Below are 19,631 nucleotides of genomic sequence, written 5' to 3' on the forward strand. Positions count from 1 at the left end.
CCACGCCGACGGGCATGGCGAGCGGAAGGCGGCGCTGGAGATGATCGAACGGCAGTCCCCGGGGTCGTCACGGCGTCTGACGCTGGGCGCGGACAGGCGGTCGAGGATGGCGCCAGTGAGGCGCTCAGATCCGAAGACCACCGTCCATTCGTCGAAGGGCAGGTTCGAAGTAATGACGATCGAGCCGCGTTCGTAGCGTTGGGAGTTAACCTCGAAGAGCAACTCGGCGCCGGTCTTTGACAGCGGCACGAAGCTTCTCCACTAAGCGCCGGGCGGCGGTCTCAGAGGTCCATGTAGACGTGCTTTTCCGCCTTGCCGCCCGGGTGCGTGACCGCGCCCTTGTAAGTGGCGCCGACGGTCTGGGCGTATTTCCAGAGCGCCCCCGAGGCATAGATCGTCTCGCGCGGGCCGGGCCAGTCTACCTTGCGCGCAGCCAGTTCGTCGTCGCTCAGCGCGACGGAAAGCTCGCCCCTGATCGCATCGATGGTCACCATGTCGCCGGTACGGATCAGCGCGATGGGGCCGCCGTGCGCCGCCTCGGGGCCGACATGGCCCACGCAGAAGCCGCGGGTCGCGCCGGAGAACCGGCCATCGGTGATCAGGGCGACCTTCTTGCCCATACCCTGGCCTGTTAGGGCCGCAGTGGTCGACAGCATCTCGCGCATGCCGGGGCCGCCGGCGGGGCCCTCGTTGCGAATGACGATAACTTCGCCGGGTTCGTACTCGCGCGCCCTGACGGCGGCGAAGGCGTCCTCCTCGCATTCGAAGACGCGGGCGGGGCCGGAGAAGACCTGCTCTTCCTCTGACATGCCCGCGACCTTCACGATGGCGCCTTCGGGGGCGAGGTTGCCTTTCAGCCCCACGACGCCGCCGGTCCGGGTGATCGGGTTCGCCACCGTGTGGATCACGCGGCCGTCGGCCTCGCCCTCGATCCGGTCGAGCGCCTCGCCGATGGTTTCGCCCGAGGCGGTGATGCAGTCCTCGTGGAGCAGGCCGGCCTTGCGAAGCTCCTTCATCACCACTGGCACACCGCCCGCTTCGGAGAGGTCCTTGGCGACGTATTGCCCGCCGGGCTTGAGGTCGACGAAGTACGGGGTGTCGCGGAAGATCTCGCAGACGTCGTCGAGGAAGAAGTCGATCCCCGCCTCGTGCGCGATGGCCGGCAGGTGCAGCCCGGCGTTCGTGGACCCGCCGGTGCAGGCCACCACGCGCGCGGCGTTTTCCAAGCTCTTGCGGGTGACGACGTCGCGGGCGCGGATGTTCCTTTCCAGAAGCGTCATGACCGCTTCGCCCGAGGCTTCCGCATAGCGGTCGCGGCTTTCGTAGGGTGCGGGCAGGCCGGAGGAATTGAGAAGCGCGAGGCCGATCGCCTCGGACACGCAGGCCATGGTGTTCGCGGTGAACTGCCCGCCGCAGGCGCCGGCCGAGGGGCAGGCGACGCGTTCGAGGATCGTCAGCGCGGCGTCCGACAGGCTGCCGTTCTGGTGCCGGCCGACGGCTTCGAACATGTCCTGAACCGTAAGGTCGCGGGTGGCGAAATCCTCGGGCACGTCGGCGCCGGCGGGGACCTTGCCGGGCAGGATCGAGCCGCCGTAGATGAAAACCGAAGGCGTGTTGAGTCGGACCATGGCCATCATCATCCCCGGCAGGGACTTGTCGCAGCCGGCCAGTCCCACCAGCGCGTCATAGCCGTGGCCGCGCATGGTCAGTTCCACCGTGTCCGCGATGGCCTCGCGGCTGGCGAGCGAGGAGCGCATGCCCTCGTGGCCCATGGCGATGCCGTCGGTCACGGTGATGGTGGTGAACTCGCGCGGCGTGCCGCTGCCGGCCTTGACGCCGAGCTTCACGGCCTGCGCCTGGCGCCCCAGCGCGATGTTGCAGGGCGCGGCCTCGTTCCAGCAGGTGGCGACGCCGACGAAGGGCTGCCGGATCTCGGCGTCGCTGAGGCCCATGGCATAGTAGTAGGACCGATGCGGCGCTCGGTCGGGCCCCTCGGTGACATGACGGCTGGGTAGCCTGGACTTGTCGTGCGAACGTCTTGGCATCGTGATCTCTCCCGGACTTTCACGCGGAGCATTAGGACAGTGTACGGCGCGTCACAAGTTGCCGCAGGCAAGTGCGGCGGCTCTGGATCACGCAGCGTTGCCGGCCTCTAGGAGCTCGCCGAGGCCTCCATGCCCGCCAAAGTCTCGTTCATCGGCACGTTGAAGCCCACCGTTACCCCGAAGCATCCCAGGAAATAGGTAAGGCCGGCCACCATCATCACCATTCCCGGGCCGTTCTCGACGACAATTGCGCCACAGGCAGCGATGAGCAGAGACACTGGCGACAGTCCGAGGAAGTGGGTCATGAAGACCCAGCGGAACACTTCTCGGTTGATAGCCTGCATTGCCTCCGCGCCACCGTGGCCGCTGGTCACGGACAGGGCGCGCATGATGAAATCCGAGAAAGCGAGGAAGACGCCGCCGACCAGCGCATAGGCGAGGACGGCGAAGTGAGAGAGAGTGAGGAGAAACGGGGACATTGTCAGGACTCCTTGGATTGGGGCGGCGGCAGGAGTGTCGGACCCATGCCGCCGCGACGGGTTCAGTTCGTGGGTAGTGCCGAGGAAAGGCCGGCAGGCTGCCAGAGGCGTCTCCGGAAGGCCGCGAGGCAGAACGCGGCGATCACCAGTTCGAGGACAAGAGCGCCGATAACGCTTCCGGACGGCATCCCGTCCATCGCGATCCCGACCAGCCGTCCGGCCGGGAAAGCGATGAAGACCGTCAGGGCCACAGCTATGGCGAGCGACAGGATCGCCTGCCGCCAGATGCCGAGCAGCATCAGGACGCCGAACCCGGCGAGACCGGCGCCGGGCGCGCGCAATTCGCTCAGCAGGCTGGCGTCCTCGCCGAGCTTGATGCCGTAGCCGGCGTAGAAGGCGTGCGGCGCGAACAGGATGCAGGCGCCGATGGCGAGCGCGGTCAGGCCGGAGAGGCCGAGCGCGATCTTCTCGAACATGGTGGGTCTCATGTCGTGTTCCTTTCCTTGGGGGTCTCAGGCAGCGCTTGTCCAGGCGCCGGTCCGGGCGGTGTCGCGGGCGAAGTCGGCAAAGTCGCGCGGGCCACGGCCGAGCGCCCGCATCACGCCGTCCGTCGTGTGGGCATTGCGTCCGTCCAGCGTCTCGCGCGCGATGGCGGTAAAGACGTCGGCGACGAAGCTGCCGCCCGCCTCGGCGATGGTCGCGTGAAACTCCTCGAAGCTGATGGGAATGTGCCGGATCTCGCGTCCGGTGGCCCGCGAGATGTCTGCCGCCATGTCTGCGAAGGTCATCAGCCGCGGGCCGGTCACCTCGTATAGTTCACCCTTGTGTCCCTCTTCGGTCAGCGCTGCGACGGCGACCTCGGCAATGTCGTCGATATCGATGATGGGCTCGGCGACATCACCGCCCGGCATCGGGAGGACGCCGGCCAGGACCGGGTCGCGCAGGTATCCTTCGGAGAAGTTCTGCGCGAACCACGCGGCCCGGACGATGGTGAAGTCGACGCCGGAATTGCGCACCACCTCCTCACCCAGCCGCGCGTGATGCTCGCCGCGACCCGACAGAAGCACGAGATGCTCGACACCCACGTCACGAGCGGTCTCGCAGAGGGACTCAAGCTTTTCCACGGCGCCGGGGAAGGCAAGGTCGGGGAAGTAGGTGACATAGGCCGCCCGGACCCCGCGCAGGGCCGGCGCCCAGGTTTCCGGCGCCTCCCAGTCGAAGGGCGTGGCGGAATTGCGCGAGCCGCGGCGCACGGGCAGGCCCCGCGCTTCGAGGCGGCTGACGACGCGGCGGCCGGTCTTGCCGGTTGCGCCGATGACGAGGATGGATTGGTCTTGCATCGGATATCTCCTTGGCTTCGGTTTCGGTAGCCAAGGGATAGACGCGTGAGTGCCGCGCGGTATTGACCAGCTTTGCCAGCCTTTTGACCGACCTCGCCAATGCGCCCGTCAGCGGCGGGACATGTCCCTGCGATAGGTCGCGGGCGTCGTGCCCACCCAGCGCTTGAACGCGCGGGTAAAGGCGCTCTGCTCGGAGAACCCGGTGAGGAACGCGATCTCGGCCAGTGAATGGCTCTCGTCGCGCAAGAGCCCCTCGGCGAGGTCGCGGCGCGTTTCCTCGGTGAGGCCCTGGAAGCTGAGCCCGTGCTCCGAGAGGCGCCGGTGGAAGGAGCGCGCGCTCAGCCCGAGGCCGCGGGCGATCTCGGCCATCTTCGGCGTCCCCTCGCTTAGGGCCTGGGCGATCGCGGCTTGGGCCTGCGTGACAAGCGCGGGCGCCCGGGTGATCTCGGACAGTTCCGCGTCGAGATGCGTGGCGAGGTATTGTGAGATCCCCTCGTCGCCGAGGATGTTGGGCCGGGCCAGCGTCTCGTCGTCATAGAGGATCGCGTCGAGGTCCGCGTCGAAGCGCACCGGACAGCCGAACCACTGCTCGTGCGCGGCGCTGGAGCGCGGAGCGGGATGATTGACCAGCACCTCCATCGGCGCGAGCGGCACCGGGCAGACCTGCCGCGCGATGGACACGGCGCTGGCCAGAGTTGCCTCACTCGACAGCCGCATCCCGAGGCGCCGCTCCCCGGCACGGTGCAGGATGAAGAGGGTACCCCTCGCGGCCGGCCGCAGCTCGTATTCGACGACGCTGGTCCACAGGCGCGCATAGCGTTCCACCCGCGAATATGATGCCCCGAGCGTCGGCGCCGCCTTGAAGGCCAGCCCGAGCGCGCCGTATTCGTCCAGCCGCATGGAGGCGCCCGTACGCACCGGCAGATCGGTCACATCGATCTGATCGGCGATCCTTTCGAGCATGTCGTAGTAGCGCTCGTCCGGGATCATCTGTCCGGGATCCCACGCCGCATCGGGGTCTATCCCAATACTGGCCAGCATCTCCGCAGCATCGACCCCACCGCCCGCCGCGGCGACAACCTTGCGCGCGAAGAGCGACGTCACATAGCCCATGTCCGGCATTCTACGATCCGCTTGGTGAACAGCCAAGCTCGCGGTGGAACCATGCGCGCGGCGGACGGGATGTCCGCTTTTCGATAAACCGTGCATCCAACCTGCACCTGCAGCGAAAGTCCGTTCTCCGCCCTTCGCGACGGATACCGGTCATAATTCATCAAGGTCGGCTCTGGACTCGAACCGGTCATGCTGCACACGCGTGGCCGCCCCACGCGCGGCGTCACTCCCGGCCCTGAGTCCGGTTCCTCAGGCAGTGTGTCGGCGATGAGCTCGGTGCCGTCGTCGGATGTGGTCTCGCGGAGCTTCATCAGTTCATTAGTCAGCATCGAGGACCTCCTTGTTCAGGTCGAAGATTTCGGCCAGTTGGCGCGCCCTTCTCTTGAACTCGCTGATGAAGCTGCTGGGGTAGTTGGGCGCGTTGTCGTGGCACTTCTGCAGCCGTTCCAGGAACACGGCGTCTGTCGGTCCGGGGATCAGGTGATCGATCTGGTCCGCTGGCTCGCCCTCGATGGAGGGGTCGTAGTTCTCATCAGGGATCAGCCAGCCGACCGCACAGCGGCGGTCGCCGTCGCGGTACAGGCAGCCGCTGGGGGAGCCGGAGGGTACGCCCTGACGGATCAAGGCGGCGCAGGCGGTGTCGAAATGGTGTTGGTTCTGGTCAGACATGGTCGAGGACCTCCGTGTTCAGGCCGAAGCCATTGGCGATGTTGCGGGCCTGGTTTTTGAAGTCGGTGATGAAGTCGTCGGTGCTGGCTGCGTTGTCGTGGGCGGACTGCAGCTGACTGAGCAGGGCCACGTTCGGGATCTTCGGGCCAGGGATGAGTTGATAGACGGTGTACTCGGCGACTGAGAAGCCCTCGATCATAGGGACGTAGGCCTCGTCAGGGATCAGCCAGCCGACCGCACAGCGGCGGTCGCCGTCTCGGTACTTGCAGAAGCCAGGGGAGCCGGAGGGGCCGCCCTGGGAGAGCACACCGCGGACGGCAGTGTCGAAATGGTGTTGGTCCTGGTTCATGTGGCTATCCTTTCTGCACGCAGGAGTGCGGTGATGGCGGAGTCGACCAGGTCGGACCCGACGCAGTATCCGCCTGGGACCTTGTGGATGTCGGTGCCCTGGTAGGTGGTGTGCCCATGGTCAGCGAGGTCGGTCAGCGCGGTGATGAAATCGCCGTCGATGTGCAGGAGGTCGCCATTGACGGCAGCGTTGATGACCGCTTGCGCGTCGCTGAGACTGGGATCACGGTCGAGCTTCTGGATCTGGTTCGGGGTCATTGGTGGATCGTGGCTCCCAATTGGCGATTGAGCTCGATGAACCGGTCAAGGTTCACGTAGCTGAGGGGTGTTTCAGGTTCGGGATCGGGATCGACGCGGCCGGGGCAGCACAGAGGCAGACGCACCAACGTGAACGGGTCGGGAACCGTTCTGGTGTCGATGAACGGGAGGCCCAGCTTGCGCAGTGCGACGGCCGTGCCCCAAGCCTCGAAAGGCCCGGGCCAGCTGATCGTCGTGTTCTCGCCGTGCAGGCTGGTGCCGCCTCGGCCGCAATGGATGTAGGCGCCGGGGGTGCGAAGCAGATCCCGAACTGTGGCGAGGTCGCGCCGTACAGAGTCGCGGATATGCTTCGGGGTCGTGTTGGCCCACCATGCACAGGCCTCGTCTCTGAGGAGACGCAGGATTGTCGTGTCCATATGATCCTCTATCGGATGATGAAAGGGGTGAGTTTGGGCTTCTCATACCCAAGTTTTTCTTGGACGGCGGGCTCCTGGCCGCGATGCTGGAGACAGGTGAAGTGCAGTGGCGGAGCCTTACCGCGGCAGCGTTCGCCGCTTTTGGTAGTCCCGTAGCACTGGCAGAGTTTGCGTTTGGTTTGTTCTAGGTCGTCCATATGATCCTCCATCGGATGTAGGGGAGTAGTGCCCCCAACTCAGGGGCAGGGGCAAGTGTGATTGCCGGAAATCGAAAGGTCGGAGGCCGGTTCGGGTTCGTGAAGGCGAGCAAAAGTGACTTGGAGGATGTTTCGTTTTCTCAGATCTAGATTTCTTACTATTTCTGGAAAAATAACAATTTTTCCGGAATCCGACAAAATCCCTGAGGAAGCCGAACAAACTTCTCCTCCAAGTCACTTTCTAATCCCCTTCTCTCTTCTCTCTTCTCTCTTCTCTCTTTCTGGAAAGAGGGGGAAGAAGTAGAAAAAGAAAGAAAAGAAACTTAAAAAGCTAGAAAAATCAACGACTTACGCTAGGTTGCGGGCGCAGCCCGCTATTCCTGGCAAAAACCGGCCCGAACCAGAACCCGGTGCAGAACGGTTCGAACCGATACCCGCGTGGTCTCATCGGCGAAGACGACCAAAAGGCTGGTTGCAGTGAAGAGTGTTAACACTACCAAGAGTTGCATGGCCAATTCCTCCGTATTTGCGAACCAGAACCCACCACGGAGGCGGGCTCTGGTTCGCTCCCACGCCACGCGGGTTCAGGTGTCTGAGAAAGTCGGGTAGGTGCCCTCGACCCGGGTCCGCATGACGCGGCTCGGGGGCGCGATCTCGGGGATCTTCGCCGGAGAGAAGCTCATCGGGCGATCGACGCCCTTGTTCGGGATCGGCTTCGGGATCGCCCGGGCCGCATTGTTGCGAACCAGAACCCGGTCCGCGGTGCAGTCGATCGCCCGGCAGGGGAAATCCGCGGAGCGGATCGCCTGTTCCTGCTTGGCGTTCAGCGTGGGCAGGGTCAGAACCACGCGCCATGCGGCGTTCGTGAAGCGCTGGATTTGGATGGCCATAATTTTGTCCTCCTCTGGATTTTGGACACACTCCGCCTGTCCGGAAAAATCGCAAATTCCGGTCTCTCGCGGTTCTCAGGGGGTGGGGTCTGCCGCACGCGCGCCCAGGCAGGCACGGCTTCGAACCCGACCCAGAAGCTGGATCGGGCACGGCTTCGAACCCGACCCAGAGGCTGGATCGGGTTCGGGATCGGACGATGCCGGCCCTAGGCGCTGTCTGCAATCATCTTAACCAAACGAGTGCGGAGACGAGGTATACGAAGCCCATGTAGCTCGTGAGCGTCTTCTCGCAGCGCAGGGCGATCCGTCGGAACCGCTTGATCCGCTGAAAGAAATTCTCGACCTTGTGGCGCTCTGCGTAGAGGTCGGGATCGAGCGGTGGCTTGATCGCGCGGGACGGGTTGGCCTGGATTTGAGCCTCGGCGCCGAGGTCGTCGGCGATCAGGTCGCGCAGCCGGCCAGCATCGTAGGCGGCGTCGGCGACGACATGGCCGACACCCTTCAACCCTTCGACGAGGGCCGCTGCCTGCGGGCAATCGCCTCGGTGCCCGGCGGTCGGCACCAGCCGGACCGGAAGGCCGAGCGCATCGACACTGGCATGAATCTTCGTCGTCAAACCGCCGCGCGAGCGTCCGATCCCCTGAGCCTGAGTCCCCCCCTTGCGCCCGTCGCGTCGGCGTGGGCTTTACAGATAGTGCTGTCGATCAGGACGTATTCGAAGTCGGGGTCATCGGATAAGGCGTTGAAAATGCGTTCCCAAATCCCCGACATCGCCCATCTGCGAAAGCGGGCATGCACCCCGGTCCACTTACCGAATTCGGGCGGAAGGTCGCGCCAAGGCGCCGCTGTTCGCGCCAGCCAAAGCACTGCATCGACAAACAGCCGGTTGTCTGCCCCCGTTCTGCCGGGCTGGTCCTTCCGACCGAGAAGCAAGGGTTGAATGCGCGCGTATTGCGCGTCCGTCAGGGTTCGTCTGCTCAAGACCGCCTCCGTTTTCGATCTTGAATCAGACTTCACCCGATCTGGGAATCCCCCAATTGCAGACAGCACCTAGGCGGCGTTGGCTTCCGCGACTTCCTCGGCCAGCCGCTTGCGCTTGGCCGTTTCCTCGCGAACCCACTTGGCCAGCGCGGCCATGTCGTCATCCGTCAGGCTCTCGCCATGCTTGGCCAGATAGGCCATGACCTTCTCGCCGGCCGGCTTCTCGACCGGCTTGGTCTTCTCGCCCATCACCCACGCTTTCCAAGCGTCGACCGTGCGGCGCCCAGCGAGGGCCGAAACCTGCCCCTCGGTCCAATCGACACCTTTGGCGACCGCTTCGGAAAGCACGCTTTCCGCTTCCTTGTCCAACTTGGCGTGGACCCGGAAGGCGAGCGAGCAGAGGTCGTATGCCTGCCGGTTGCCTTCCTTTTCCAGCCCCCCGAATTCGGCCCGGATCGCTTCCTTGATCTCGCCGATCTTGGGCCGCCGGGCCGCCGGAATGGCCAGCGCCGCAACGCGCTCATTCTGCAGCGCCAGCGCCAACCCCGTGGCCGCCTTGACCAGCGCCACGCTGGCCTTGCCGAACTCGCCTTTCGCCGTGTTGACCAGCGTCTTGGCTTCCTTGCTGACTTCGTATCCCATCTTTCGCTTCCTTCCGTCGTGGCGTGGACAAAATTTTGTCCGGTTTCGAATTTTGGACACACCTTCCCTGTTGTGTGGCTCACTGCGTGATACGCACACTTCGGACGGGGTCCGGGCTTTGGGCCTTCGGTCTAGAGGCAGGGGCTTGGCCCCGGCCCGCCGCTTGGCTTGCACCATACGTACCTTTTTTTGGGGGGTAGTCCTAGGGGTAGCATCAGATTAAGCCATTGTTGTTAATGGAAAAAAATTGAAAAATGGGTGGGAAATTTGGGTTCAGCCTGATACTAATTTCCCAGGTTAGAAAGCAGGAGAACCAGACCCATGACCACGGCCGGAACCATGTCCTTCGAGCAGGTCCAGAAACTCGCCTCGAACTACAACAACAAGTCCCAATTCAGGAAAGAGAACCCCGCGGCATATAGAAGGGCCCAGAGGAAGGGTTGGTTGCCAGAGATATTTGTCGGTTACCCCGACGGCCGAGAAAAATGGACCAAGGAACGGCTCAAGGAAGAGGCCCAGAAATATAGTACCCGAGCTGAGTTCGCACGCGACCATCCCCATGCTTATAAGGCCGCGAAGAAGCGGGGGTGGCTCGCTCACATATGCCAGCACATGAGGCAGCCCGAAGGTGATACCTGTCTGACGTCAGCGCCTTTGGGACAGATTTGAGATTTTCGTGGCGGAGGATTTCTGGTTCATCGCAGCCACCAAGGAGCGAAGATGAACAAGAAATCCGGGACCTCGAAAGATGCGGCTGACAAGCTGGTCAAGGGTATCCGGCGCAAGACGCGCAAGCAGTACTCGGCCGAGGAGAGGATTGTCTGACGACGGACAGCCCTCCGGGCAAGTCGGGGCGCTTCAGGCCGGCTTGAGTGTGTCAGACCGCGGCTAGATTTGGAGTGGTGCATCTCGGAAGCCCTTCGTAGGATCGGCGCAGGCTGGTTGATGCAACAGGGGGAGCGGACATATCGCCCAGATTTCGCTTGAGCTCATCGAGTCGCACGGTGGCTGGCGCTACTTCATGCTATTTGCCTCGGACTTGCGAGGGATCGCGTATCGGCTCAACAGGAATACGGTTCAGCGGTTTCCAGAGGCCATCCTCGGCATCATTTTCGCGGAGGCGAAGAGCGGCGATATCGACCGCGCCCGCCGCGATTTCGACCTGTGGCACGACGATTTGGCAGAAGCTTCGGCGGGCGGCACGCTGGCCGCGGACCTCGTGCTCGTCGACATCCACCTGTCCGTTTACGAAGACCGGCCCTTCGACGACGCGACTGTAGAGCGACTGGAAGGGGCCCGGGTGCAGCTGCCCGACCATGACTTCATTGGGAAGGCGCTGGCCAGCAATCTGCTCTGCAACATCGCACTCCAGATGGGGGATTTCGACCAGGCGCAAAAATGCGCGGAACAGGCGATCCAGCTCTACAGGCAGGGAGACGGCGAGTTCGGCGCTCTGCACCTGCATACCCATCTTGCGCAGATCCGGCTCATGCGCGGCGATCTGCTCGGCGCGGGGGAGGTGCTTCAGAGCATGGAGAAGAACCTGAGCGAGATGCCGGGGCAGGCGCAATGGCTGATCGCGGTGGCGCGGATCCTCCGAGCCGAGGTCGCCTACGAGGCAAACGATCTTCATGAGGCCTCGAGGCTCTGCGCCACGGCCTTCGCTCTCGTCGAGCATAGGGATGCCTGGTTCGACATCCTCACGGCCGCCTACCGGGTGAACACGCGGCTGGCCTTCTCCGAGTCCGGTCTGCCCGGCGCGCTGGAGGCGCTGTCCCACGGCGAGCAGATCGCCCGGGACCGCGGCATGCCGCGGCTCTTCCGCCTGATGCAGATCGAGCGCCTCCGGGCGCTGACTCTCTCGAACGAGACGCGCTCGGCGGCGCGGCTGCTGACCGAGATCGGGCTCTCCACCGACCGCACCCGCCTCGAGGAGAGCGACGACCTAGCCTTCCGGCAGGGGACCACCTTCGTGGCGGTAGCGCGACTGATGGTGCGGACGCGGCGTGCGCGAGAGGCGCTGGAGTTCATCGCGCCGGCAGAGGATCTGGCGATCCGCCGCGGCCAGCTGCTGGCGCTCGCCAAGCTCCGGGTCATCGCCGCCGCCGCCCACTGGGGCCTCGGCAGCCGGGTCGACGCGACGTCGAGCCTTCTGAGCGCGATCCGGCTGCTCGGCGATCAGCCCTTCTGCCGGTTCATCCTGGACGAAGGCCCGGAAATGGCGGTCATCGTGCAGGCGGCGCTGGACGGCGATCACGTCTCGGTTCCACCGACACCCGCGCAGCGAAGGCGCCTGAGCGAGATGATGCACCATTGGGCGACCAGTGCCTGGGCAGGCAAGGGCCAGAGACGAGCCGGCGCTGCCGATCTCCGCCGGCGGTATCTGGAGCTTATGGCCGTCGGCCACTCCAACAAGGAAATCGCGCGAATCATGGGTGTGACCACCAACACGGTGAAATACCATCTCAAGGAGATCTTCCGTGATCTCGGTGCCGACAACCGCGGCCGCGCCGTCCAGCGCGCCCGCGATCCTGGGCTTCTCGACCATTAACCACCCGATCGGGTAGTCGATGGGCACCTGAGCTCTGCCGCATTCTCGTTTGAAGCAGAAAGGGCTGCCGGAAGATGGGAAGCACATGCCGAGTTCACATCATCACGCCAATCATCTCGGAGGGCTTCCGGGATGACAGCGCCCTTCACGAGGCGATCGACAGGCTCTGCGAGGTGACCTCAGGCTTTCTCGATAAGGGCCCGGCCTCGGTCGAGTCCGCGGTAGATGAGGTGCTGGCCGCGCCCGGAGTTGTCGATGCCGCGATCCGCGCCGAACAGGACGGCGCCGACGCGCTGGTGATCGACTGCATGCTCGACCCCGGGATCGAGGCGGCGCGCGAGGCCGTCTCGATCCCGGTGATTGGGTGTGGCGAGGCGGGGATTGCCGCCGCGGCGGAGCATGGGCGGTTCTCCGTCGTGACCGTCTTGCAGCGGCAGGCTCCGCTCTTCCGGTCCTTGGCCCGGCGTCACGGCCTCGCCGCCGATCTTGCCTCTGTGCGAGGTATCGGCGTGCCGGTGCTGGAGCTAGACCGCGATAAGGAGTCTGCCATCTTGGCCAGTATCCGGGAAGCGCGCGCCGCGCTGGAGGAGGACGGCGCCGATGCCATCGTCTTCGGCTGCACGGGGATGCTGGGCTTCGGCGCCGGGGTCTCCAGGGCGCTGGATGGGGCGCCTGTCATCGATCCGCTGCCTTACGCGGTCCGCCTCGCCGCCGCTGTTGTGAAGGGAGAGGTGCAACGGGAGGCAGGCGACCACCCCGTGCCCGAGCGCAAGCCTGTCGCCGGGTTTTCCGGCTGGCCCGCGCTCGAGGCGGCGGTCAATTCCGGAGAGGGCGAATGACTGAAGCCGCGACGACCCAGGCCCCGCCGCGGCTTGGCAGGCTCGGACTGCAGCAGAGCCATTTCAAGTGGCTATTGGTGGTCCCGCTGATCATCTTCTTCGTGATCTTCTTTGTGATCCCGGTAGGGCTGATCTTCGCCACCTCCTTCAACCCGCCTGCCATCGGGCAGGTATCTGTCACGGCGGAGTTCACGCTCGAGAACTACCTGCGCTTCTTCAGCCGCTCGAACTACCTGATGGCGGCCGGGCGTTCGGTCCTGCTTGGGGTGGTGGTGGCCGCGGTGACACTCGTCGTCGCCTATCCGATGGCCTTCGTTATCGCCAATACAGAGCATCCGGGCCGGAACACCGCGCTCTTGATCCTCGTCCTGGCGGCGATGCAACTCGACATGGTCATCCGGCTTTATGGGATGATGGTGATCCTCGGCGACAACGGGCTCATCAATCAGATGCTGATGGGCCTGGGCCTGATCGGGCCGGAAGACCCGGTTCAGCTGATGTACAATTTCCTCGGAGTGGTGCTGGGACTGGTCCAGTTCTCCCTGCCCTTCATGATCCTCACGCTGATGGGTGTCATCCGCGGCATCGACCCCAGCCTCGAGGAAGCGGCGCGCTCGCTCGGTGCGTCGCGCCGGCGCGCCTTCTTCCGGGTGACGCTGCCGATGTCCATGCCGGGGATCCTGTCGGGCTCGCTCCTCGTATTCGCGCTGTCGATCTCGTCCTACATTGTGCCGGCGCTGATGGGCGGGTTCCGCGTGGGGGTTCTGCCGATCCACATCTTCCAGCAGGTCGCCGAAGGCGCCCGCTTCCAGTTCGGCGCGACCATCGCGGCGATCCTGTTCCTGCTCAGCGCTGGCGCGGTCGCGATCTATCTCAAGGTGGGCACCCGCCGCTCGGGAGGGCTGACTTGATGGAACGCCGCATTTCCCTTCCTATGCTGATCCTGGCGATCGCGGGCTTTGCCTACATGCTGTTTCCGATCTTCGTCGTGGTGCTGGCCGGCCTGACGGCGGGTGAGTTCCTGACCTTTCCACCCGAGGGGCTGAGCCTGCGCTGGATCGCCGCCTTCTTGCAGTCCGAGAAATACCTCTCTGCCTTCTTCTTCTCCTTCCGCCTCGCGCTGATGACGATGGTGGTGGCGACCGTTCTCGGCACCGCCGCCGCGCTTTTCCTCAGCCGGACGCGGATGGTGGGCCGGAACGCGATGCGGGCCTTCTTCCTCTCGCCCGTGGTCCTGCCGGGCGTGGTGATAGGCTACTCGCTCTTCGCGTTCTTCATCGCCACTAACATGGGCATCTCGCGCACGATCTGGGGACTCTGGATCGGGCACATCCTGTATTCGACGCCATACGTGATCGGCACCGTCGGCGCGGCGCTCGCCGCCTACGACGTCTCGCTCGAGGAGGCGGCGCGCTCGCTCGGCGCCTCGCCCTGGCGCGCCTTCCGCAAGGTGACGCTGCCCAATATCGGCCAGGGCATCCAGGCCGGCTCGATCTTCGCCTTTATCGTGAGCTTCGGGCAGTTCGAGGTCTCGCTCTTCCTCTCGGCGCCCAACTCCGAGCCGCTGCCGATCGCGATGTACAACTCGCTGCGCTACAAGTTCGACCCCTCTGCGGCCGCAGCGGGGATCTTCGCCATCACTCTCGTGACCGCCTCAGTGCTTCTGACGAACCGGCTCGTCAATATCCGACGCCTTCTGGAACGTCAGCAAGACTGAACGCCGCATGTCCGAAACCAACAGGGAGACTCGATCATGACAAGGACAAGACAGACCCCCACGCGACGCACGCTTCTGAAAGGCGGTGCAGCCCTCGGAGCGGCGACGATCTTGCCCACGCCTTTCATCAATCATGCCTGGGCGCAGGACGTGAGCTACGACGGCGGCGTCTTCGACGCCGAAGGCGCGACACTGAACGTCGGCGAATGGGGCGGCGGCTGGGAGGAGTTCGTCCGGCAGGCGCTAACTGACGACTTCGAGAAGGACTTCAATTGCACGGTCAACTGGGACAGCTCGTTCCCCTGGTTCCCGAAATTCGTGACGCAAGGAGCGCAGAACCCCGTCTTCGACATTTGCAACTGGAACCTGCCAAACCTGACACAGACCAAGCAGGCCGGCGACTTCTTTCTGACTGTCGAAGAGATCCGCGAAAACGTCCCTAACGCCGACAACTGCTGGGATTTCGCTTTCGCGTCGGGCGCCGGCGTCACCTGGGCCTACATGCCCTACGTCTACGCTTATCGGACCGACACAGAGGGCGGTCCGGTCGACAACTTCCGCGCCTTCTGGGAGCCGCGGTTCTCTAACAAGCGCGGCGCCTATGGTACCGAGAACGGCCTGATGCATGCCTTCTTCATGGCGACCGCGAAGGAGTTCGGCGAGGACCAGTACGACATGCAGGCCGCCTTCCAGGCACTGGAAGACGCCATGCCGATGAAGATCTCCGAGTTCACCTTCAACATGCTCTCGCTGATCGAGCGGGGCGAGGTCGACATCGCGGTCCATATCGAAGGCGAGGCACTCTCATTGAAGCGCAAGGGTGTGCCGATGGATGTCTGGCTCTGGGACAGTCGGCCGATCCTGACTCAGACAAAGACGATCAGCCGCTACTCGGATCCGGTGCAGAAGAAGCTGGCCTTCGCGCTGCTGAACCGGACGCTCAGTCCCGAGTTCCTGAACGCCTTCGGAGATGAGTTCCTCTGGCGGCCGACCAACTCGGAGGCGAAGATCACCGACCAGCTGGCCGAGGAAGGCGTCGAGAACACCGCCGATGCGGTGGAGGCCTTCTGGGTGCCGGACTGGGATTTTTTCGTCGAGAACAAGCTCGAGATCACTGATCGGCTGAACCAGATCTTCGGTCTTTGACGGGAAGTGGCGGGCCGGCAGCGCCGGCCCGTCGAAGAATACTGGAGGAGTTCGATGTCCTTTGTGGAATTCTTTGGCGTGACGAAGGCGTTCGGCCGGACCGTTGCGGTCGAGGAACTGAATCTCGATGTTAGGCAGGGCGAGTTCTTCTCGCTTCTGGGGCCCTCGGGCTGCGGCAAGTCGACGACCCTTCGGATGCTGGCGGGCTTCATTGCGCCCTCGACCGGCGCGATCCATGTCCATGGCCGTGATATCACACACCTGCCGCCGGAAGGCCGCGACATCGGTATAGTCTTCCAGAACTACGCGATCTTTCCGCACATGAACGTCTTCGACAACATCGCGTTTGGGCTGGTCGAGCGTGGCGAGGATCGTGCGATAATAAAACGGAAGGTCGACGCTGCTCTCGAACAGGTGGGTCTCTCCGGCTACGGCGAGCGCTACGAACGTGAGCTCTCCGGCGGTCAGAAACAGCGCGTCGCGCTGGCACGGCTGCTGGTGATCGAACCGGAAATCCTGCTTTTGGACGAGCCCCTTTCGGCGCTAGACAAGAAGATGCGCGAAGAGATGAAATTCTGGATCAAGAACATCCAGAAATCGGTTGGCATCACCACGATCTATGTCACGCACGACCAGTCTGAGGCGCTGACGATGTCGGATCGGATCGCCGTGATGAACCAGGGGCAGGTGTTGCAGGTTGGTACGCCGGTCGAGATCTACGAGCACCCCAACTCACGGTTCATCGCCGAGTTCATCGGGGAGTCGAACCTGCTTTCGGGCCGGATGGGCCGAGACCACGTGGCGATCGGAGATACAGCTGTGCCCGTGTCGGGAGCCGAGGGCCCGACAGATGCGGAGGTTGCACTCCTCGTGCGCCCCGAGCAGATCCGTCTGGAGCCGGTCTTCGCGGATGAGGCGCCGATGCTGAAGGGCCGTGTCGCGGACGAAGTCTACCAGGGGTCCCTGCGCCGCTATCTCGTAGAGACCATGGGACAGCGTCTGACGGTCGAGGTGCCGAACCGGCCCGATCTGGCTCAGTTGCCCCCGGGCGCGGACGTCTCGCTCTACTGGCGGCCGGAAAGCGGCGTCGTGCTGCGCTAATCCCGGGGGAAGGACGACAGCCATGAAGATCGGCGTGGACGTGGGCGGCACTAATACCGATGCCGTCGTGATGGGGGCGCAGGGCGTCGCCGGCTGGAAGAAGACACCGACCACCTTCGATGTGCAGTCCGGCATCGTCGCCGCGATCAAGGCCGCGATGGCGAGCGCGAACGCGTCTCCAACTGACATCGACTGCGTGATGATCGGTACCACCCAGTTCACAAACGCGGTAATCGAGCGCCGCGCGCTGCTGCCGGTGGGCGTGATCCGGCTGTGCCTGCCGGCGACTTCGGCGATCCCGCCGCTCACCGACTGGCCGGCCGAGCTCGTCGACGCGGTCGGCCGGAACACCAGGCTGGTCGGCGGTGGCTACGAGTTTGACGGGCGCGAAATCGCACCGCTCGATGAAACGGCCGTGGCGGAGACCGCCCGCGGGTGGGCAAGGCAGGGCCTGAGGGCCGCAGCCGTCACGTCGGTATTTTCACCGATGAACGGCGAGATGGAGCGCCGCGCGGCAGAGATCATCCAGACAGAGGCGCCGGGCATTGCCGTCTCGCTCAGCTCGGAGCTCGGCCAGTTCGGCCTGCTGCCGCGCGAGAACTCGACGATCATCAATGCCTCGCTGGCCGATCTGGCGGTGCGGGTAGTGATTGCTTTCCGCAACGCGCTCGACGAGCTCGGGCTCGCCGTGCCGCTCTTCATCAGCCAGAACGACGGTACGCTGATGCGGGTGGAGGATGTCGAGCGCTACCCGGTACTGACATTCGCCTCGGGGCCCACGAACTCAATGCGCGGCGCGGTGCATCTGGCTGGAATCGCGGACGCGATGGTCGTCGACATTGGCGGCACAACCTCCGATATCGGCATGCTGCGCAAGGGCTTCCCGCGCCAGTCCACCCATTTCGTGGATGTGGGCGGCGTCAAGACCAACTTTCGGATGCCCGATGTGCTGGCAGTGGGGCTCGGGGGCGGATCGATTGTGCGGGACGGCGGAACGCGGCTCGGGCCAGACTCCGTGGGCTACGAGCTGACGCGTCGCGCGCTCTGCTTCGGCGGCGATACGCTGACTGCCACGGATATAGCGGTGGCCGGCGGCTGGGCCGAGGTCGGTGATCCGTCACTCGTGACCGCGGTCGACGCCGCGACCATCCGCGCCGCGCGTGCCGAGATGCAGCGCCTGATAGGAAGCAACGTGGAACGCATGAAGACCGAGGCGCGGGATCTCCCGCTTCTGGTTGTCGGCGGCGGCTCCATTCTGGTCGACTGGCACGTGGAAAGCGCCTTGGAGGTACTACGGCCTGAGTATTCTTCGGTGGCCAACGCGGTCGGAGCCGCGATTGCGCAGGTCGCCGGTGAGGTCGAGCGCGTCATCGCCATCACCGAGGCCAACCGCGAGCGGATCCTCGACGACGCCCGCTCCGAGGCTTGCCGCAACGCAGTCGCGGCCGGCGCCATCGCGGAAAGCGTGGAAATCATCGAGGTCGAGCAGGTGCCGATCAGCTACCTGCCCGGAAACCCCTCGCGCCTCCGCGTCAAGGCGGTCGGCGATCTGCCCGTTTGAAGGATGACGAGCAATGGAACTGAAGCTGGAAGACGTCGATGATCTTTGCACGGGCGCGGCCTTTCTGGGCGCAGGCGGCGGGGGCGATCCCTATATTGGCGGCTTGATGGTCAAGGAGGAACTCATGGCGGGGCGCCGGATCGAGATCCTCGATCCCGACCATCTGCCTGACGACGACCTCGTCATCCCGACCGCGATGATGGGCGCGCCTACCGTCCTCCTGGAGAAGATCCCCTCCGGCGAGGAACCAATCCTGGCGCTGCGCGCAGTCGAGGCGGCGCTCGGCCGAAAGGCCGCCGCGACCATGCCCACCGAGGTCGGCGGGATCAACTCGACCATCCCCCTCTTCGTCGGCGCGCGTCTCGGCGTTCCCGTGGTCGACGCGGACGGCCAGGGCCGCGCCTTTCCCGAGCTGCAGATGGAGACCTTCGCCATCGAGGGCGTGGCGGGTACGCCTTTGGGGATCGCCGACGAGAAGGGCGATTTCGCTACCATCCGCACCGAGGACAACCACCGCATGGAGTGGATCGCCCGAGGCATCACGATCCGCATGGGCGGCACCGCGTATTTCGCCAATTATCCGATGTCGGGGGCAGAGGTAAAGCGTGCCTCGGTGAAGCACACGCTTAGCCTTGCCCGCAGCATCGGACGGATCATCCGCACCTCGCGCCGCGAGAAGCACGATCCCTTCGAGGAACTCGAGGCCTTCATCGCGACCACGAGCTACGGCAGGGCCAAGCGCATCTTTTCCGGCAAGGTCGTCGATCTCGACCGGCAGACCAGCCGCGGTTTCACGCTCGGCGCCGTGACCATCGCGCCCGACAGCGGGACCGGCGCGCATTGCACCATCACCTTCCAGAACGAGAACCTCTGCGCCAAGGCCGATGGCGCGCTGCTCGCAGTGGTGCCAGACATCATCACGGTGCTCGATGCCGAGACGGCGGTGCCTATCACCAACGAGACCCTGCGCTACGGCCAGCGCGTGGCGGTCGTGGCGGTCGGCGTGCCGCCGATCATGCGCACCCCCGCCGCGCTGAAGCAGTTTGGCCCCGAAGCCTTCGGGCTCGAGGAGGCCTACGTTCCGCTCGCGGGCTGACGCAGCAGGAGAGTGATCGGGGGAGATCCTGTGTTCGTCTCGGTATTCGACATATTCAAGATCGGTATTGGCCCGTCATCTTCGCACACCATGGGCCCGATGCTGGCGGCTGGGCGGTTTCTCGACCACCTGCGCGGCCAGCTCTTCGGTAAGCGCCGGGCCATCACCCTCGTTGTTTGAGGCACCTTTTCGTCCGAGGTGACACCTGCACAGCAGGAGGTGTCTCATGGATGGCGACGTAC

22 protein-coding genes and 2 pseudogenes are annotated in these 19,631 nt (G+C 64.5%); 10 read left to right on the forward strand and 14 right to left on the reverse strand.

Annotated elements, in window-relative coordinates; all coding sequences use genetic code 11:
- Window positions 1-90 precede the first annotated feature (90 nt).
- The 14 genes and pseudogenes from P1J78_RS20810 to P1J78_RS20875 form a co-directional block, all read right to left on the reverse strand.
- Window positions 91-252, reverse strand: a pseudogene (locus P1J78_RS20810) (ATP-binding protein); the annotation flags it as partial.
- 29 nt (window positions 253-281) lie between these two features.
- Window positions 282-2,045, reverse strand: a complete 1,764-nt coding sequence (ilvD, locus tag P1J78_RS20815) for a dihydroxy-acid dehydratase (protein ID WP_275569318.1) — start codon at window positions 2,043-2,045, stop codon at window positions 282-284.
- 107 nt (window positions 2,046-2,152) lie between these two features.
- The gene (locus P1J78_RS20820) at window positions 2,153-2,524 is read right to left on the reverse strand and encodes an anthrone oxygenase family protein (RefSeq protein ID WP_275569319.1); all 372 of its coding nucleotides are present in this window, start codon (window positions 2,522-2,524) and stop codon (window positions 2,153-2,155) included.
- A 62-nt stretch (window positions 2,525-2,586) separates the two neighbouring features.
- Entirely contained in the window at window positions 2,587-3,000 is a 414-nt protein-coding gene (locus P1J78_RS20825) for a DUF4345 domain-containing protein (RefSeq protein WP_309568145.1), read from the reverse strand.
- Between the two features lie 36 nt (window positions 3,001-3,036).
- On the reverse strand, window positions 3,037-3,864 hold the full coding sequence (locus tag P1J78_RS20830) for an NAD(P)H-binding protein (protein ID WP_275569321.1): 828 nt from the start codon (window positions 3,862-3,864) through the stop codon (window positions 3,037-3,039).
- A 108-nt stretch (window positions 3,865-3,972) separates the two neighbouring features.
- Window positions 3,973-4,977 (reverse strand): AraC family transcriptional regulator, encoded by a 1,005-nt coding sequence (locus P1J78_RS20835; protein ID WP_275569322.1) that lies wholly within the window; start codon window positions 4,975-4,977, stop codon window positions 3,973-3,975.
- Complete coding sequence (locus P1J78_RS20840; RefSeq protein ID WP_275569323.1) at window positions 4,965-5,306, reverse strand: hypothetical protein; 342 nt, start codon at window positions 5,304-5,306, stop codon at window positions 4,965-4,967. The genes P1J78_RS20835 and P1J78_RS20840 overlap by 13 nt, the downstream gene beginning before the upstream one ends.
- Window positions 5,296-5,646: a hypothetical protein gene (locus tag P1J78_RS20845; RefSeq protein ID WP_275569324.1), complete on the reverse strand. Its 351-nt coding sequence runs from the start codon at window positions 5,644-5,646 to the stop codon at window positions 5,296-5,298. The genes P1J78_RS20840 and P1J78_RS20845 overlap by 11 nt, the downstream gene beginning before the upstream one ends.
- On the reverse strand, window positions 5,639-5,995 hold the full coding sequence (locus P1J78_RS20850; RefSeq protein ID WP_275569325.1) for a hypothetical protein: 357 nt from the start codon (window positions 5,993-5,995) through the stop codon (window positions 5,639-5,641). Before P1J78_RS20850 ends, P1J78_RS20845 begins: the two co-directional genes overlap by 8 nt.
- Window positions 5,992-6,252: a hypothetical protein gene (locus tag P1J78_RS20855; protein WP_275569326.1), complete on the reverse strand. Its 261-nt coding sequence runs from the start codon at window positions 6,250-6,252 to the stop codon at window positions 5,992-5,994. The genes P1J78_RS20850 and P1J78_RS20855 overlap by 4 nt, the downstream gene beginning before the upstream one ends.
- Window positions 6,249-6,668 carry a hypothetical protein gene (locus P1J78_RS20860; protein ID WP_275569327.1) on the reverse strand — a complete coding sequence of 140 codons (420 nt, stop codon included), beginning with the start codon at window positions 6,666-6,668 and terminating at the stop codon, window positions 6,249-6,251. The genes P1J78_RS20855 and P1J78_RS20860 overlap by 4 nt, the downstream gene beginning before the upstream one ends.
- 781 nt (window positions 6,669-7,449) lie before the next feature.
- Entirely contained in the window at window positions 7,450-7,755 is a 306-nt protein-coding gene (locus P1J78_RS20865) for a hypothetical protein (protein ID WP_275569328.1), read from the reverse strand.
- A 223-nt stretch (window positions 7,756-7,978) separates the two neighbouring features.
- Window positions 7,979-8,736, reverse strand: a protein-coding gene (locus tag P1J78_RS20870) for an IS5 family transposase (protein WP_275569329.1) whose coding sequence is annotated in 2 segments (ribosomal slippage) — window positions 7,979-8,415 and window positions 8,415-8,736 — 759 coding nt in all. Because the reading frame shifts where the segments join, the coding sequence is not laid out codon by codon here.
- 69 nt (window positions 8,737-8,805) lie between these two features.
- A complete protein-coding gene (locus P1J78_RS20875; protein WP_275569330.1) occupies window positions 8,806-9,378 on the reverse strand; it encodes a hypothetical protein in 573 nt (190 codons plus the stop codon).
- 321 nt (window positions 9,379-9,699) lie between these two features.
- On the opposite strand from P1J78_RS20875, the gene P1J78_RS20880 reads away from it, so the two are divergent.
- From P1J78_RS20880 to P1J78_RS20925, 10 genes and pseudogenes are all read left to right on the forward strand, one after another.
- Complete coding sequence (locus P1J78_RS20880) at window positions 9,700-10,047, forward strand: hypothetical protein (RefSeq protein WP_275569331.1); 348 nt, start codon at window positions 9,700-9,702, stop codon at window positions 10,045-10,047.
- A 352-nt stretch (window positions 10,048-10,399) separates the two neighbouring features.
- Complete coding sequence (locus tag P1J78_RS20885) at window positions 10,400-11,929, forward strand: LuxR C-terminal-related transcriptional regulator (RefSeq protein WP_275569332.1); 1,530 nt, start codon at window positions 10,400-10,402, stop codon at window positions 11,927-11,929.
- 74 nt (window positions 11,930-12,003) lie between these two features.
- Window positions 12,004-12,768, forward strand: coding sequence for an aspartate/glutamate racemase family protein (locus P1J78_RS20890; protein ID WP_275569333.1), 765 nt, complete (start codon window positions 12,004-12,006; stop codon window positions 12,766-12,768).
- Complete coding sequence (locus tag P1J78_RS20895) at window positions 12,765-13,679, forward strand: ABC transporter permease (RefSeq protein ID WP_275569334.1); 915 nt, start codon at window positions 12,765-12,767, stop codon at window positions 13,677-13,679. The genes P1J78_RS20890 and P1J78_RS20895 overlap by 4 nt, the downstream gene beginning before the upstream one ends.
- 23 nt (window positions 13,680-13,702) lie before the next feature.
- Complete coding sequence (locus P1J78_RS20900) at window positions 13,703-14,485, forward strand: ABC transporter permease (RefSeq protein WP_275569335.1); 783 nt, start codon at window positions 13,703-13,705, stop codon at window positions 14,483-14,485.
- Between the two features lie 36 nt (window positions 14,486-14,521).
- On the forward strand, window positions 14,522-15,631 hold the full coding sequence (locus P1J78_RS20905) for a twin-arginine translocation signal domain-containing protein (protein WP_275569336.1): 1,110 nt from the start codon (window positions 14,522-14,524) through the stop codon (window positions 15,629-15,631).
- Between the two features lie 54 nt (window positions 15,632-15,685).
- Entirely contained in the window at window positions 15,686-16,732 is a 1,047-nt protein-coding gene (locus P1J78_RS20910; protein WP_275569337.1) for an ABC transporter ATP-binding protein, read from the forward strand.
- 22 nt (window positions 16,733-16,754) lie between these two features.
- Window positions 16,755-18,293: a hydantoinase/oxoprolinase N-terminal domain-containing protein gene (locus P1J78_RS20915; protein ID WP_275569338.1), complete on the forward strand. Its 1,539-nt coding sequence runs from the start codon at window positions 16,755-16,757 to the stop codon at window positions 18,291-18,293.
- Between the two features lie 13 nt (window positions 18,294-18,306).
- Window positions 18,307-19,389, forward strand: coding sequence for an S-methyl thiohydantoin desulfurase family protein (locus P1J78_RS20920; protein ID WP_275569339.1), 1,083 nt, complete (start codon window positions 18,307-18,309; stop codon window positions 19,387-19,389).
- A 30-nt stretch (window positions 19,390-19,419) separates the two neighbouring features.
- Window positions 19,420-19,536: pseudogene (locus tag P1J78_RS20925) on the forward strand (serine dehydratase beta chain); the annotation flags it as partial.
- Between the last annotated feature and the right edge of the window lie 95 nt (window positions 19,537-19,631).

The organism is Psychromarinibacter sediminicola (assembly GCF_029168335.1).
GTDB lineage: Bacteria > Pseudomonadota > Alphaproteobacteria > Rhodobacterales > Rhodobacteraceae > Psychromarinibacter > Psychromarinibacter sediminicola.

What these genes read in the sequence shown, in the direction of transcription:
- P1J78_RS20905 (WP_275569336.1), top strand. Translation starts at nt 14,522, where the DNA reads ATGACAAGGACAAGACAGACCCCCACGCGACGCACGCTTCTGAAAGGC.
- P1J78_RS20835 (WP_275569322.1), bottom strand. Translation starts at nt 4,977, where the DNA reads ATGGGCTATGTGACGTCGCTCTTCGCGCGCAAGGTTGTCGCCGCGGCG.
- P1J78_RS20900 (WP_275569335.1), top strand. Translation starts at nt 13,703, where the DNA reads ATGCTGATCCTGGCGATCGCGGGCTTTGCCTACATGCTGTTTCCGATC.
- P1J78_RS20845 (WP_275569324.1), bottom strand. Translation starts at nt 5,646, where the DNA reads ATGTCTGACCAGAACCAACACCATTTCGACACCGCCTGCGCCGCCTTG.
- P1J78_RS20855 (WP_275569326.1), bottom strand. Translation starts at nt 6,252, where the DNA reads ATGACCCCGAACCAGATCCAGAAGCTCGACCGTGATCCCAGTCTCAGC.
- P1J78_RS20850 (WP_275569325.1), bottom strand. Translation starts at nt 5,995, where the DNA reads ATGAACCAGGACCAACACCATTTCGACACTGCCGTCCGCGGTGTGCTC.
- P1J78_RS20910 (WP_275569337.1), top strand. Translation starts at nt 15,686, where the DNA reads ATGTCCTTTGTGGAATTCTTTGGCGTGACGAAGGCGTTCGGCCGGACC.
- P1J78_RS20895 (WP_275569334.1), top strand. Translation starts at nt 12,765, where the DNA reads ATGACTGAAGCCGCGACGACCCAGGCCCCGCCGCGGCTTGGCAGGCTC.
- P1J78_RS20915 (WP_275569338.1), top strand. Translation starts at nt 16,755, where the DNA reads ATGAAGATCGGCGTGGACGTGGGCGGCACTAATACCGATGCCGTCGTG.
- P1J78_RS20860 (WP_275569327.1), bottom strand. Translation starts at nt 6,668, where the DNA reads ATGGACACGACAATCCTGCGTCTCCTCAGAGACGAGGCCTGTGCATGG.
- ilvD (WP_275569318.1), bottom strand. Translation starts at nt 2,045, where the DNA reads ATGCCAAGACGTTCGCACGACAAGTCCAGGCTACCCAGCCGTCATGTC.
- P1J78_RS20920 (WP_275569339.1), top strand. Translation starts at nt 18,307, where the DNA reads ATGGAACTGAAGCTGGAAGACGTCGATGATCTTTGCACGGGCGCGGCC.
- P1J78_RS20890 (WP_275569333.1), top strand. Translation starts at nt 12,004, where the DNA reads ATGGGAAGCACATGCCGAGTTCACATCATCACGCCAATCATCTCGGAG.
- P1J78_RS20865 (WP_275569328.1), bottom strand. Translation starts at nt 7,755, where the DNA reads ATGGCCATCCAAATCCAGCGCTTCACGAACGCCGCATGGCGCGTGGTT.
- P1J78_RS20825 (WP_309568145.1), bottom strand. Translation starts at nt 3,000, where the DNA reads ATGTTCGAGAAGATCGCGCTCGGCCTCTCCGGCCTGACCGCGCTCGCC.
- P1J78_RS20885 (WP_275569332.1), top strand. Translation starts at nt 10,400, where the DNA reads ATGCTATTTGCCTCGGACTTGCGAGGGATCGCGTATCGGCTCAACAGG.
- P1J78_RS20875 (WP_275569330.1), bottom strand. Translation starts at nt 9,378, where the DNA reads ATGGGATACGAAGTCAGCAAGGAAGCCAAGACGCTGGTCAACACGGCG.
- P1J78_RS20820 (WP_275569319.1), bottom strand. Translation starts at nt 2,524, where the DNA reads ATGTCCCCGTTTCTCCTCACTCTCTCTCACTTCGCCGTCCTCGCCTAT.
- P1J78_RS20830 (WP_275569321.1), bottom strand. Translation starts at nt 3,864, where the DNA reads ATGCAAGACCAATCCATCCTCGTCATCGGCGCAACCGGCAAGACCGGC.
- P1J78_RS20840 (WP_275569323.1), bottom strand. Translation starts at nt 5,306, where the DNA reads ATGCTGACTAATGAACTGATGAAGCTCCGCGAGACCACATCCGACGAC.
- P1J78_RS20880 (WP_275569331.1), top strand. Translation starts at nt 9,700, where the DNA reads ATGACCACGGCCGGAACCATGTCCTTCGAGCAGGTCCAGAAACTCGCC.